This is a genomic window from Aestuariibius violaceus (assembly GCF_040779325.2).
In the GTDB taxonomy this organism is placed as follows: domain Bacteria; phylum Pseudomonadota; class Alphaproteobacteria; order Rhodobacterales; family Rhodobacteraceae; genus Aestuariibius; species Aestuariibius violaceus.
The window spans coordinates 1-12,988 of sequence record NZ_JBFONT020000022.1 but is presented as its reverse complement, the minus strand read 5'-3'; the positions used below and the strand labels follow the sequence as shown (position 1 = coordinate 12,988).

Sequence of the window (12,988 nt, the reverse complement as noted above, 5' to 3'; positions counted from 1 at the left end):
GTCTCAAAGAATGCCAGCAGCTTCGCTCGCTTGATGGCCTTGTTAAAGATAACTCGGCCGTTCTCCGAAATGCCGTGCACTTGAAAAACATCCTTGGCCAGATCAAGGCCGACGGCCTTTACTGTCACTGGGTGGCTCCTTTCCTAGCAGTCTTTGACAACTGCACTTTGGCACATTCGATGCCGGTGGAGCAGGAGCCACCCACCTCATCCGGTTTGAGCCGCCATTGTTGGCGAAGTCTCTCTAGTTTCCGCTTGATGCTGCGGTGCCTTCGAGGTCCGGGTTGAGCCCGAAGTGACTGATGCTGCGATGTTTCAGTTGGCGTTGTTGTCGATCTCGAGGATCAGCTTCCATCCGCCTTCCGGCTGGCGTGCGTAACCAAGCACCAGCCGTCCCGATGGCGACCGTGCCACGCCACCGTCCTTGGGGGTCATCGTAGTACTGAACGTGCCTGTTACGAAGGCAGTGTTCCCAAGATCGACGACGGACAGTCGGCAGGTGAGACCGCTCGACCTGCCGGATGATCTCGAGCTTCTCGGATGCGGGATATCTCATGTGTCGTCGTCCCCATCCCCGAGCATGCTTTTCTTTTGAGCAGCCTGTTCTCGAGCGTGAGATCGCCCACCGCCTCTTTAAGGGCCGCTGCCTCGTGTCGCAGCTCTTTGACCTCGGGGCTCGTCGCTTGCCGCGCCGTGTCGCCCGCCAGCCGCTTCTTGCCGGCCTCGAGGAACTCCTTCGACCAGCTGTAGTAGAGGCTGGTGGCGATGCCTTCGCGTCGGCAGAGCTCGGCGATACTGTCCTCGCCGCAGAGGCCCTCCAGCACGATCCGGATCTTCTCCTCGGCCGAATGATGCTTCCGAGTTCGCCGCCAGATGTCCTTCATCACTTTCTCGGCGGGCTCTTTCCGTCTTCTAGGTTTCTGTCTCATCTCCACTCCTTGGCGGTTACGATGAGCCAGAAACCCTCCGCTACTAAATCAAATCAGATGTCCCAAAGGCGCTGACGGGGGACAGATCTCCCGGGGATCGACGCCCTGCCGCTTCGCCTGCTGCCATTCGGCCAGCGTGAAATTGAACGGGTTCTTGCCGCCATGGGTCTGCAGGCCTTGCGGCAGATCCCAGCCATGCTCCAGATAGAGCTCTTTCGCCAGATCCCGCAGCCTCGTCTTGTAGAAGGGCAGGTTGATGGCTTTCAAACTGTCCGCATTAATCCGCGACCAGACCACATGGGCGTGGCGGCGGCCCTCCTTCTCATGAAAGATCAAGGCGCGCGGCTGATCCTGCAAACCAAGCCGCTGGCCGGCGTCGTCGGCCGCTTTCCGGAACGCCTCTTCAGAGACCTCCGCCTCCAGCGGCGGGTTCAGGCTGAGCGAGAACAGGAACTGCGAACAGCGTGTGTCCTTGGAGATCGCATGGGCCTCCCGAAAGGCGCCTTCCAGATCGCGGGCCACGAAACCTCTGAGCTCCGTCACCTGCACATGATCGCTGTCCTGGTCGTTGAGCAGATGCGCCGCCAGACGCACCGCTCCGGAGCGTTGAGAACCTTTGAGGATCATGGCGCATCCTCCGGGCCGAAGAGATCCGGGTACGCTGCGCGGGCCGCGTCGACCCCAAGTCCCTGCATCAGCACCACGCGCAGGGCCGCGATCTCGGCACAGGCGGCTCTCAGATCCGCTTCCAGATCCTCATCGACCGGCAGCGCCCCGATCCGGGCGGCAGCCGCCAGATCGGACAGGCTTTCCGACAGTCCGCTTTCTCCCAGCTTCGCCAGCACCCGCGCACAGGCCGTCCGGTCTAGAGATCCGGCCCGCGCTTCCGCCTGCGATAGGTGGGCGCGTCTTCGGCAAAGAGCAGCAACTTAATGTAAGCCCCGAGAGGCATTGCTCCCGCGGTAACCTCCAGCCGCGCCCGCTCGTCTTCGCTCAGCCGCAGGGAAAAGGACGGGCGACGCTTCTTGGCCACCGCGCTCATGGCCGCGGCCCCCGCAATTCATCCGAAAAGGGCTTAAGCTGCTCATTCCAATCAGATAATTCGGAGAAGAGAGCGTTCGAAGTCGTGCTCTCCAGGCGCGCCATCCCCCTTTTGTCTAACGTCAGATGACTTTCATCGTTGCGTCATAAACTGGCCCAGTTCCCATTCTTGACCCATTAGGTTTGTTTTACTTGATCCCGTTTCCCAGCCAGGAAATCAGGGGCGACTTGGATATCAGACGGTGAAGAAGCTTGCTCCTGCAAATCTGCCAAGTGGCGAACGAGGGAGGGGGTGAGGCAACCCAATTTGACAGGGGTGATGCGGCCCGCAGGCGTAGCCGAGGACACAGCCCTGTCTAGTTCGGTTGCCCGACGGGGAAGGCCGCGCCCTTACCCTTCTCTGGAGTGGCTTTCCGAGCAGGTTGGAAACGAGATATTGTAGGTAGCTCTCCGAAAAAGATGTGGCTTATTTCTTTGAAAGGTTTGACCTTGATGGAGGTTAATCTCACTGGTTCGCTTCCTCCAACGAGCGGGAGGTTTGGTGATGATGGGACCAAGGCAGGAAGCACAAGCGGCGCTGTTTTACGAGTTCTCGCTGGACGATCACGTTCCTCAGGATCGCCTTCTGCGCTCGATAGACCGCTTCGTTGATCTGAGCAGCATCCGCTCCCATCTGATGGACTTCTACATCCACACTGGCCGCCCCTCGTTCGATCCCGAATTGCTGATCCGAATGCTGCTGATTGGGTATTGCTTTGGCATCCCATCCGAGCTGCGGCTGTGCGGAGATGTACATTTGAACTTGGCGTATCGCTGGTTCTGCCGCCTCGATCTGAACGACCAGATCCCCGACCATTCGACCTTTTCCAAGAACCGCCATGGCCGTTTCCGCGAGAGCCGACTGCTGTGTCATCCGTTTGAAACAACTGTCGCTCGTTGCATCGAAGAGGGCCTCGTGAGTGGCCAGCGCATGGCCGTCGATGCCAGCTTGATCGAAGCTGATGCCAACAAACAGATCTCGGCAGCTAAGGAGGAATAGGACACCAGCCGCATTGATGTTGATGCCGCACCCCACGCTGTGTGCGAGTATCTCGCCGCCTTGGATGAAGCGGCATTTGGGGCCGACAGCGAGGTGCAGCCGAAGCTCACGTCCTTTTCTGATCCCGCGAGCCAATGGACTGCGGCCCGATGCTGGACTGGCTGGTGAAGCGCAAGATCGCGCCGCATATCCCGGTGATCAACAAAGCTGGCCGCACAGATGGTACTTGGTCTCGTGCCGACTTCGAGTGGGATGCCGAGAACAACCGTCACATCTGTCCCAAAGGCGAAGCGCTCAAACAGTTCCGCCGGAACTACTCAGATCCAAGTCAGGGGCCAACGGGCAAAGGCGTGGCCAAGTACCAAGCTCTCAAACATACCTACGAGGCATGCCCATCCAAACCCAAATGCTGCCCGAATGCGGACCCACGCAAAACCACCCGAGAAGAGCATGAAGACGCATGAGATATCGCCCACGAAATCAGACAGACACCGCAGGACAAAGTCTTAGCCAAGCTCCGCAAGAAGGTGGAAATGATCCTTGCCCACTTCAAAGTCATCCTCGGCTTCGGACGGCTGCGACTACGGGGCCTATGCGGTGCAAATGACGTATTCCTCCGCACACCAGCAAGATTGTGCTTTCCACAAGAAGCGGCGGCGAAATGTCTTTCGCTGCGGGTGCGAAACGAGCGGTCCGGACCGACTGTCCATTTTGTATGGCCAAGCAGGAGTCGCACCGCGCAGATTTTCCCGTCTTCTTGTAGATCTGGGTAACTGTAATCCGCCGCATCAAATGCGTCTCATAGGCATTCGCTTCTAGACCAATCGACGTCACCTATTTGTGGACGATCCTCGCAGACTGGTGTGTCGAGATGTGCAGTCCCTCGTAGAACCGGCTAGGTCAGGTTGGATCTTCATCCATTTCTCGACCGATCCGCAAATGCATTCCGAGCTCCCAAACCGAACTGGCCTTTGTATCCTGTTCTTCAGAACGAATGCACGTACTTTGATATGTCGGGCAAAGCATCAATTCATGTACCAGTCAGTTTGATCATGTGTCAGACCGCGGCCGTCAGGATTGTGCGCGCTAGGGCCGCGTCGAACGGCGTTGGGTTTCCACCAGCGCTCGGGTCGCGCAGCGCGGCTTCGATCACAGGTTCAAGTTCGTTCACGGCGACACCCATCGCGGACAGTGTCATCGGCATGCCGATCCGAGCGTTTAGGGTTTCGATCTCGGTCACAAAGCCATCGAAGCCGTTTTCTATCCCAGTATAAGCCGCGGCTCGCGCGATCGGAGCCTCAACCGCCACGCGGTTGGCACGCAACGCGTAGGGTAGGAGCACTGCATTGAGTGTTCCATGGTGCGCCTTGAAGCGGGCACCAAGCGGGTGCGCCAGTGCGTGCACGGCGCCAAGCCCTTTCTGAAATGCAACAGCGCCCATCATCGCAGCCGCCATCATATCGGCGCGCGCCAGGATGTCAGATCCGTTCTCGACCGCGCGGGGCAGTGCGTCAAAGATCAGTCTGATCCCTTCTAGCGCAATGCCGTGGCTCATCGGGTGGAAACCGGGCGCACAATAGGCTTCGACGCAATGGGCCAACGCGTCCATGCCCGTTCCGGCCGTCAGATGCGGCGGTAGGCCAAGAGTAAGCTCGGGGTCACAGATTACCTGCGCGGGCAGGATGCGTGGATGAAAGATTATCTTTTTCTCACGCTGAGCCGCATTCGTCAGCACGCCTGCGCGCCCCACTTCGGAGCCCGTGCCGGCGGTGGTTGGAACGGCGACAATCGGAGCGATGGCGTCGGCGTCGGCTCGGGTCCACCAGTCGCCGATATCCTCGAAGTCCCAGACAGGCCGAGTCTGGTCAGCCATGAAGGCAACCAGCTTGCCGAGATCGAGCGCCGAGCCGCCGCCAAATGCCACAACCCCATCATGGTTGCCGTCACGGAACGCGGCGATGCCTTCGGCGAGGTCCGCCTCATCGGGGTCACCATCGACGCCGGAGAACACGGCGCGACCAAGGCCTGCCGCGTCCAGCACGTCAAGTGCCTGGGCTGTGATCAACGCGTCGGCAAGCCCCAGGTCGGTGACCAGAAGAGGCCGCGCTATCCCTGCGGCGGTGCAGGCCTCTGCAAGCTCGGCGATCCGGCCGGCGCCGAAGCGAATTGTTGTCGGATAGGACCAGGTGGCCGAAGGGCTTGTCATGGCGAAGCTTTCCGCAGGTGATACGAGCGCGGACGGGTCACGCTTTCGAAGCCGAAGCGCGACAGGGTCGCCCCGCGCCCCGACAGCTTGCAGCCCGTCCAGCACAGGGCGGGATCGAGGTAATCGGCGCGATTCAGGAAGACGGTACCCGTCTCGATCCGGCGTCCCAAGGCCAAGGCGCGCTCGGCATCACCGGTCCAGAGCGACGCTGTCAGGCCGAAGGGGCTGTCGTTCATCAGGCGCACGGCCTCCTCGTCGTTGTCGACCGGCATGATCCCGACGACAGGTCCGAACGTCTCCTCTCGCATCACGTCCATGTCGTGGGTGACATCGATCAGCACCTGCGGCGCGACATAGGTGCCGCCGTCATCGGCGGGGAACTTCGCAGGATCGACCAGCGCCCGGGCGCCAGCGGCGGTCGCCTTTGTCACATGACGGCGCACGACGTCGGCAAACCTGCGCGCGGCCATCGGCCCGAGGGTCGTCTCGGGATCGAGCGGGTTGCCTAGCCGCAGCTTTTCCGTCCAGGCCACCGCCGCTTCGACAAAGGCCTCGTAGTGGTTGCGATGGACGTAGATGCGCTCGATCCCGCAGCAGCACTGGCCGGCGTTGAAGGTGGCGCCGTCCATCACGCCCTCGACCGCGGCGTCGAGATCGGCGTCCTCCATGACATAGGCCGGATCCTTGCCGCCAAGCTCCAGCCCCACCGCCGCAAAGCTGCCCGCGGCGGCGCGTTCCACGGCCCGCCCTCCGACGACAGAGCCGGTGAAGCCGATGCTGTCGAAGGCGCGCTCGGCCATCAGCGTTTCGGCCACAGGGTGTTCGATCATGATGTTCTGAAACACGTCGTCCGGCGCCCCGGCGGCGTGGAGTGCCTCGGCCAGCCGTTCACCCGTGAGCATGGTTTGCTCGGCATGCTTAAGCACCACGGTGTTCCCGGCGATAAGGGCGGGAAAAACGCCATTGATCGCTGTCAGATAGGGGTAGTTCCAGGGTGCGATCACCAGCACGACGCCGACGGGAGCGCGTTCGATACGGCGCATGAAGGCGGGGCTGTCCTCGATCTCTAGCGGTGCGAGCGCGTCAGCCGCGTTCTCCGCCATCCACCCCGCACGCTCGGCAATCCCGCCGATCTCGCCGCCGTAGCGGACGGGGCGGCCCATTTGCCAGGCAAGTTCGGTAACCAATGTGTCGTTCATGGCGCGCAGCAGTTCTACGGCGCCGGTGATGACCGCAATGCGCTCCGCCAACGGCAGGGCCGCCCAAGCAGGCTGCGCAGCACGGGCGCGCGCAGCTGCGGCGCGGGCAGCCTCCAGCGGCATGGCCTCGCGCTCAGCATAGATTGAACCGTCAATGGGTGAGACAATGCGGAAGATCATGCTGTCACGCCCTCTCGAAACCGCGCATCACGTCCCAGTCGGTGACGGCGCGGTCGGCGGCCTCAACCTCCCAGCGTGCGGCATGCACATAATGGTCGATCACGTCGTCCCCCATCGCCTCCCGCAGCATTTTCGAGCTGTCGAGCGCATCGGCGGCCGCGCGCAATGTCGGCGGGATCTTTCGGGCTCCGTCGGCCTGATACACGTCACCGTGCATCTCCGCCTCCAGGTCCAGCCCTCGCTCGATCCCGTCCAGCCCGGCCGCGATCTGGGCCGCCAGCGCCAGGTAGGGATTGAGATCCGCTCCGCCGATCCGGCACTCGACCCGCACCGCCTTCGTGGCAGGGGCGCAGACGCGGAAGCCCGCGGTCCGGTTGTCGGTCGACCAAACGGCACGTGTCGGTGCAAACAGGCCTTCGCAGAAGCGTTTGTAGCTATTCACATAGGGCGCCAGAAAGGTTGTTGTTGCTTCCGCGTGCTGAAGCAGGCCGGCGAGATAGGCGCGCATGATCGCTGACATCCCGTTCTCGGCACCGGGATCGAAGAAGGCCGGCGCGCCGTCCTTCAACAGTGACTGGTGGATATGGGAGGAGGAGCCGGCGCGGCCGTCGGCGTACTTCGCCATGAAGGTGATGGCGCGGCCATGCTCATGCGCGATTTCCTTGCAGGCCGTCTTAATGATCGCATGCATGTCAGCGGTATCGAGCGCGTCGGAATACCGGATATTGATCTCTTCCTGTCCCGCCTCGGCTTCCCCCTTCGTGTTCTCGACTGGCACCCCCGCGCCGTAGAGGCCATTTCGGATCGCGCGCATCACAGTCTCCTCCTTGGAGGTGAGTTGGATGGCGTAGTCGGCGTTGTAGCGGCCGAGCGGTTGGAGGTCGGCGTAGCGCCCGTCGCGCAGCGCGTCGAAACCATGCTCGAACAGGAAGAACTCAAGCTCAGTCGCCATCATCGGCTCAAAGCCCATCGCGCGGGCTCGGCCGATCTGGCGCTTCAACACGCTGCGCGGCGCGTGCGCCACGTCGTCGTGGCGGTGGTGGTCAAGGACATCGCACATCACCATTGCGGTGCCCGGCAACCAAGGCACCCTGCGCAGCGTTGCCAGATCGGGCTTATGGACATAGTCGCCATAGCCCTTCTCCCAGCTTGTAGCCGCGAAACCAGGTACCGTGAACATCTCCAAATCGGTCGCAAGCAGGTAGTCGCAACCGTGGGTTTCCTCGTGCGCGCTTTCGATGAAATGAGCGGCGTGGAACCGCTTTCCCATCAAGCGGCCCTGCATGTCGACGATGCAGGTCAGCACGGTGTCGATTGCGCCAGCGGCGACCTCGTCGCGTAACTGGTCGAGGGTGAGATTGGCGGGCATGGCGGTCTTCCATTTCTGCCCGGGCCGCCGCAGCGCGCAGCGGCCCAGTCGTTTCAGCGATAGGGGTAACCCGCGGCCTCCTGAGCGGCGGCGTATTGCTTGAAGATCTCTACAACGCGGCCCGCCCGCTCTGACGACGCGGCGATCTCGTCCCAGAACTCAGACGCATCAGAAACAACCGTTGCCCATTCCTCGGCTGGGATCGAGGTCAGTTCCATCTTCTCGCCGGTTGTGCGCAACAGAGCCTCGCCGCCCCAGTACCACACCGCGCGGTAATAGTGCGACTGGTCGATGGTCGAGCGGTAAAGTTGCTGCAAATGCGGCGGCACCGCGTTCCAGCTTTCCGTGTTGGCGAAGTAGGAGCCGAACCACGCGCCGGTGACAGAGTTTGTCAGCGCATAGCTGCAGACATCCGCCCAGCCGACTTCGTACGCTTCCGTAAAGCCGCACCAGGCCACACCGTCAAGTTCGCCGGTTCGCATCGCCACCTCGACGTCGTCCCACGGCACTGTGACAGGGATCAAACCGTAGCGGCTGAGGAAGCGTCCCGCGGTCGGCACGCCGAACACACGCAGGCCCCGCATGTCGTCAAGCGACCGGATCGGCTTGTCCACCGTGAAGACGTGGAGCGGATCCCACGCACCTGAGGACAGCCAGGTGACATTTTCCACCTCGGAATAGGCCTCGTTCCAGATATCGCCCAGGCCCCAATAGGTGAACATCGAGGCCACATCGAGCGAGTAGCGGGTCGCAAATGGGAAGTATCCGCCGAAGACCGAGATATCGACGGGCGACGCCATCGTCGCCTCATCCGACTGCACAGCATCCAGGGTGCCGTTCTGCATCGCCCGGAACAGCTCACCCGTCGGCACCAGCTGGTCCGCGTAGTAAAGCTCGATCTCCATCTCGCCGTTGGCTGCGGCGTTGAACGCGTCGACCTGTGGCTTGATCACATGCGCCCCGAGCGGCGCGCCCGAATACGTCTGCAGCCGCCATCGGATCGGCGCCTGCGCCTTGACGACGGCGGGCGCAGCCAGCACGCCGGTCGCCGCCGCTGCGGTGCCGAGGCCCGCCTTTTTCATGAAGTCTCGGCGCGACGAGAGGATCCTCTCCGACGGCGAGAGGGTTTTGTTTGGATCAGGCATGCATGTTCTCCTCTGTTGGAACTTGGGTGCCTCTAACGGGCATTCTGCTCGTGCCTCACCTCACATTCAGCGTCTCTGGCAGCCACATTGCGATTTGCGGGAACGTCATCACCAGGGCGATTGTCGCCGCCATCATCAGCACGAACGGCCAGATGGAGCGGTAGATATCGATCAAACTGATCTCGGGCGGGGCGAGCGACCGCATCAGGAACAGGTTATAGCCAAACGGCGGCGTGATGTACGCGATCTGACATGTCATCGTGTAAAGGATCCCGAACCAGATAAGCTGGTTGTCGAACCCGAGATCGAGCGTTGCCACCAGCGGCACATAGAGCGGGGCCACGATGACCAGCATCGCTGTGTCATCGAGAAACATCCCCATCAGGATGAAACTGACCTGCATCATGATGATGACCTGCCAGGGTCCGAGGTCCCATCGCGTGATGAAAAGGCTTTCGATGGCGCGTACTGCGCCAAGCCCGTCAAAAACGGCGCCGAACGCCAGTGCAGCCAGGATGAGCCACAGGAACATGCAGGATATGGCAAGCGTCTTCGAGGCCGTGTCGTGCAGCACGCGCGCGTTGAGTCTGCCCTTCAACAGTGCAGCGAGCGTTGCCGCCGTTGCCCCGACGGCCGCGCTTTCCACCAGGGAGGTGTAGCCCATGACAAAAAGCCCGGTCATGAAGAAGAAGATCAGGAAAGGCAGGATGCCCGCCCGCAGCAGCGCCAACTTTTCGCTCAATGGCATCTTCAGATCGGCATCGTCCAGTACTGGTGCCAGGTTGGGCTGTGCCCAGCACCGCACCCAGATGTAGACGGCGAACATGGCCGCCATCAGCAGCCCCGGCAAGACGCCCGCTAGCCACAACTGACTGACAGGTTCGCGCGCGATCATACCGTAAAGCACCAATACGACAGAGGGGGGAACAAGAATACCGAGGGAGGAACCGCCCTGTACCACACCGGTGATGAGGATTTTGTCGTAGCCGCGGCGCAACATCTCTGGCAGCGCGATCGTCGCGCCAATCGCCATGCCCGCGACCGAAAGCCCGTTCATCGCCGAGATGATGACCATCAGGAAGATCGTCCCAAGCGCCAGCCCGCCCCGCAGATTGCCCAGCCAGACGTGGAGCATCTTGTAGAGGTCTTCGGCGATGCCGCTCTCGCTCAGGATGTACCCCATATAGATGAAGAGGGGCAAAGTGAGCATCGGGAACCAGTTGAAGAGCTTGAAAGCCTGGCTGAAGGGGATCTCGATCCCTCCTGTCCCGTAGAGCATCAGCACCATGGCGGATGCTACAAAGCCGATGGCCGCGAACACGCGCTGCCCTGTCACGAGCAGGACCATCATTGAGGTAAACATCAGCAGTGAAATGGACTCGTAGCTCACGCGATGGCCTCACCGCGAAGCGTCGCGACATGTTTAATCAGTTGCGAGAAGGACTGCAGCAACATCAACACGATACACGCCACCATGAGCACTTTGATCGGGATCATCGAAGGATTCCACATCGAAAACCGCCGCTCGCCGGTTTCGATGGCGTAGGTGAGAGAAGAGACCGAGCCGAAGAGCAATACCGCCAGATAGAAGATCAGACAGCCGATCGTGATCGTGTCCATCCACGCCTTGCCCGTCTCGCTGAGGCGATCATAGATGAGATCCATCCGCACATGGCTGTCGTTCTTCAGCGTTACTGCACCGCCCATGAAGTAATAGGCAGCAAGTGCAAACTGCGTCAGTTCTACCCCCCAATGGATGGGGTAATCGAATACATTGTCAGAGATGGCGTCGCTGATCAAAACGGCGATCATCAAGAAAATGAGATACATCGCCACGTAGCCTACGTAGTCTGACATACGGTCGACGATACGGACATAGCCTGTGGCGATCGCGGCAGTTCGAGACCGGGATGCCGATGCAGGTGACTTCATATTGCGCCCCGCTCAGAAACGTAGGTATTCGCGTGATTTGGCGGAACACTCGCAATCATAAAGAAATGGTAAACGTAGCCAAGCCGCGCGCTCAAGCGTAATTTTCGATTTTGGAAAATTCCGCCCGCGCCCTTGATAGCTGGGATGCAGAGGTGTCACGTCCGCTACGGGGCAACCGAGTTTGTCATGATCGCAACTGCGGGCCCGTCTCCCGCCGCATAACCGTGGGCTGACGGGCCATGAAAGACCAGGCTGTCGCCTGGACCAAGCGTGACAGAAGGCGCAGCAGCGAAATGCAAAGTCAGCCGGCCCGACAGTACGTGTACGAACTCTTCTCCCGCATGGCAGCGCAATCCACCACACGCGTCTAAGGTCTTCCCATGCACCGTAACGCGCCAGTTGAGCGCATGCTTTTCCCGGACTTCGCTGCACAACACCTCGAAGTCCATGCCCTGCAACCGATGTCGAAGCGCCTCTCCGGCGCGGGTCAACACCGGGCGCACAGGTAGATCTTGCGCCTCTTGCTCGAGAAAGAAGACATTGGCAGGAACACGCAATGCGCCGGCAAGCCTCAATGCCAGGTCAACCGTAAGGCGGGCGCGGCCAGTCTCCAGCTTCGAGATTTGGGAAATCGAAAGACCGGTCGCCTCTCCGACATCCCGCAGGGTGAGCCCCGCACCCACACGCAAGTTGCGGATGCGGGCGGCCACATCTTCGGCCCGGGCGCGTGCAGCATCGGCGTTGCGCAGATCGTCGTCACGGATTTCCAACTGTGTCACCGCATCAGTAAGCCGCCATCCACAACTAGCTCTACACCAGTGATATAGGATGCCCTGTCCGACAGCAAAAAGAGGGTCGCAGCGGCCATGTCCGCAGGCGTCCCGAGCCGCCCCAGTGGCGCAACGGCTGCCGCCGAGGCGCGCTTGGCCTCGTCGTCCCACCGCGCCTGCAAGGGTGACAGGGTCAGACCCGGCACCAGCGCATTCGATCGGATGCCCTCCGCAGCAAGCTGCATCGCAAGCGATTTCGACAACGCACAAACCCCGGCCTTGGAGGCGGCGTAGGCGTCCTGGGGTTTGGGATCGCCGCGATACCATTGGGTCGTCGAGACGTGGACCATCGCCCGGTCACCCTCCGTCGCGCGCATGTGCCGGATTGCGGCGCGTGCAGTGTGAACCATCGCCTTGAGGTTGATGTCAAACACCTCGTCCCAGACCCCGAGGTCCATCTCCAGCGCCGATCCGTCGCGGTCGAACCACAGGACACCTGCGACGTTCGCCAAATGATCCAGCCGGCCACGGTTGGTCGCTGCTGCATCAATCGCCTCAGAGACGTTAGCTGCGTCAGTTATATCAACCTGATAGAACGACACCCGGTCGCCATACGCTGCAAGTGCGTCCGGTGGCGGCTTGACGTCGAACCCGGTGACCAAGCCACCTGCCTGCAAGTAGCAAAGGGCAATCTCCTGCCCCATACCGCCGCCTGCACCTGTCACCACGAGATGGCGATTTGTGAAATCGAGATGCATGATGCTCTCCATCAATCAACGTTGGGTGGCACTGTTGATTTTCCATAATGGAAAATCAATACAAACGGAGAAAAGAGGCTTGCGGCAATAGTGGCATCCAACGCTAAGCTGAACCAGAGCTTCCTGTCTATTGCAGCCAGCTGAACCAGATTGGGTGGAAGTCTCGCGCCCCCGGCGTCGCGATGCGGCATTGTGCAGGTGTCGTAATCTGCGGTTGAGAGGAGCCACCCCATGAAAGTTGCGACCGTTGGCCTGGATCCTGCGCCTCCAGGCCCGCCTGAGCCGACAGGCGCAGCTTCTGCAGACCATTCCGGGCGTTGGACCGGTCACAATGTCGGCTGTTGCGGCGACGATTGGCTCAGGCCACCAGCTCCGAAGCGGACGGGAGTTTGCCGCCTGGCTGGGGCTCACACCGCGCAAC

Annotated in this window: 11 protein-coding genes and 4 pseudogenes; 2 read left to right on the top strand and 13 right to left on the bottom strand. The window is 61.1% G+C overall.

Annotation, left to right across the window (positions count from 1 at the left end):
* The 5 genes and pseudogenes from AADZ90_RS22280 to AADZ90_RS22260 all read right to left on the bottom strand — a co-directional run.
* Positions 1 to 128 (bottom strand): annotated as a pseudogene (locus AADZ90_RS22280) (IS110 family transposase); the annotation flags it as partial.
* 304 nt (positions 129 to 432) lie between these two features.
* Positions 433 to 928: pseudogene (locus tag AADZ90_RS22275) on the bottom strand (transposase); the annotation flags it as partial.
* A 48-nt stretch (positions 929 to 976) separates the two neighbouring features.
* The gene (locus AADZ90_RS22270; protein WP_367312783.1) at positions 977 to 1,555 is read right to left on the bottom strand and encodes a relaxase/mobilization nuclease domain-containing protein; all 579 of its coding nucleotides are present in this window, start codon (positions 1,553 to 1,555) and stop codon (positions 977 to 979) included.
* On the bottom strand, positions 1,552 to 1,773 hold the full coding sequence (locus AADZ90_RS22265) for a hypothetical protein (RefSeq protein WP_367312782.1): 222 nt from the start codon (positions 1,771 to 1,773) through the stop codon (positions 1,552 to 1,554). The genes AADZ90_RS22270 and AADZ90_RS22265 overlap by 4 nt, the downstream gene beginning before the upstream one ends.
* A gap of 20 nt (positions 1,774 to 1,793) precedes the next feature.
* A complete protein-coding gene (locus tag AADZ90_RS22260; RefSeq protein WP_367312781.1) occupies positions 1,794 to 1,970 on the bottom strand; it encodes a hypothetical protein in 177 nt (58 codons plus the stop codon).
* Between the two features lie 543 nt (positions 1,971 to 2,513).
* On the opposite strand from AADZ90_RS22260, the pseudogene AADZ90_RS22255 reads away from it, so the two are divergent.
* Positions 2,514 to 3,625 (top strand): annotated as a pseudogene (locus tag AADZ90_RS22255) (transposase); the annotation flags it as partial.
* A 440-nt stretch (positions 3,626 to 4,065) separates the two neighbouring features.
* On the opposite strand, the gene AADZ90_RS22250 reads toward AADZ90_RS22255, so the two are convergent.
* The 8 genes from AADZ90_RS22250 to AADZ90_RS22215 all read right to left on the bottom strand — a co-directional run bounded on the left by AADZ90_RS22250 (position 4,066) and on the right by AADZ90_RS22215 (position 12,567).
* Positions 4,066 to 5,214, bottom strand: a complete 1,149-nt coding sequence (locus tag AADZ90_RS22250) for an iron-containing alcohol dehydrogenase (protein WP_367312780.1) — start codon at positions 5,212 to 5,214, stop codon at positions 4,066 to 4,068.
* Positions 5,211 to 6,593: an aldehyde dehydrogenase family protein gene (locus AADZ90_RS22245; protein ID WP_367312779.1), complete on the bottom strand. Its 1,383-nt coding sequence runs from the start codon at positions 6,591 to 6,593 to the stop codon at positions 5,211 to 5,213. The genes AADZ90_RS22250 and AADZ90_RS22245 overlap by 4 nt, the downstream gene beginning before the upstream one ends.
* Before the next feature lie 4 nt (positions 6,594 to 6,597).
* On the bottom strand, positions 6,598 to 7,962 hold the full coding sequence (locus AADZ90_RS22240; protein ID WP_367312778.1) for a glutamine synthetase family protein: 1,365 nt from the start codon (positions 7,960 to 7,962) through the stop codon (positions 6,598 to 6,600).
* A 53-nt stretch (positions 7,963 to 8,015) separates the two neighbouring features.
* Complete coding sequence (locus AADZ90_RS22235; RefSeq protein WP_367312777.1) at positions 8,016 to 9,107, bottom strand: twin-arginine translocation signal domain-containing protein; 1,092 nt, start codon at positions 9,105 to 9,107, stop codon at positions 8,016 to 8,018.
* 55 nt (positions 9,108 to 9,162) lie between these two features.
* Positions 9,163 to 10,497 (bottom strand): TRAP transporter large permease, encoded by a 1,335-nt coding sequence (locus AADZ90_RS22230; RefSeq protein ID WP_367312776.1) that lies wholly within the window; start codon positions 10,495 to 10,497, stop codon positions 9,163 to 9,165.
* Entirely contained in the window at positions 10,494 to 11,039 is a 546-nt protein-coding gene (locus tag AADZ90_RS22225; protein WP_367312775.1) for a TRAP transporter small permease subunit, read from the bottom strand. The genes AADZ90_RS22230 and AADZ90_RS22225 overlap by 4 nt, the downstream gene beginning before the upstream one ends.
* A 164-nt stretch (positions 11,040 to 11,203) precedes the next feature.
* A complete protein-coding gene (locus AADZ90_RS22220; protein WP_367312774.1) occupies positions 11,204 to 11,809 on the bottom strand; it encodes a helix-turn-helix domain-containing protein in 606 nt (201 codons plus the stop codon).
* Between the two features lie 5 nt (positions 11,810 to 11,814).
* Positions 11,815 to 12,567 carry an SDR family NAD(P)-dependent oxidoreductase gene (locus AADZ90_RS22215; protein ID WP_367312773.1) on the bottom strand — a complete coding sequence of 251 codons (753 nt, stop codon included), beginning with the start codon at positions 12,565 to 12,567 and terminating at the stop codon, positions 11,815 to 11,817.
* A 259-nt stretch (positions 12,568 to 12,826) separates the two neighbouring features.
* On the opposite strand from AADZ90_RS22215, the pseudogene AADZ90_RS22210 reads away from it, so the two are divergent.
* Positions 12,827 to 12,988 (top strand): annotated as a pseudogene (locus AADZ90_RS22210) (transposase); the annotation flags it as partial.

What these genes read in the sequence shown, in the direction of transcription:
- AADZ90_RS22270 (WP_367312783.1), bottom strand. Translation starts at nt 1,555, where the DNA reads ATGATCCTCAAAGGTTCTCAACGCTCCGGAGCGGTGCGTCTGGCGGCG.
- AADZ90_RS22240 (WP_367312778.1), bottom strand. Translation starts at nt 7,962, where the DNA reads ATGCCCGCCAATCTCACCCTCGACCAGTTACGCGACGAGGTCGCCGCT.
- AADZ90_RS22250 (WP_367312780.1), bottom strand. Translation starts at nt 5,214, where the DNA reads ATGACAAGCCCTTCGGCCACCTGGTCCTATCCGACAACAATTCGCTTC.
- AADZ90_RS22245 (WP_367312779.1), bottom strand. Translation starts at nt 6,593, where the DNA reads ATGATCTTCCGCATTGTCTCACCCATTGACGGTTCAATCTATGCTGAG.
- AADZ90_RS22215 (WP_367312773.1), bottom strand. Translation starts at nt 12,567, where the DNA reads ATGCATCTCGATTTCACAAATCGCCATCTCGTGGTGACAGGTGCAGGC.
- AADZ90_RS22260 (WP_367312781.1), bottom strand. Translation starts at nt 1,970, where the DNA reads ATGAGCGCGGTGGCCAAGAAGCGTCGCCCGTCCTTTTCCCTGCGGCTG.
- AADZ90_RS22235 (WP_367312777.1), bottom strand. Translation starts at nt 9,107, where the DNA reads ATGCCTGATCCAAACAAAACCCTCTCGCCGTCGGAGAGGATCCTCTCG.
- AADZ90_RS22225 (WP_367312775.1), bottom strand. Translation starts at nt 11,039, where the DNA reads ATGAAGTCACCTGCATCGGCATCCCGGTCTCGAACTGCCGCGATCGCC.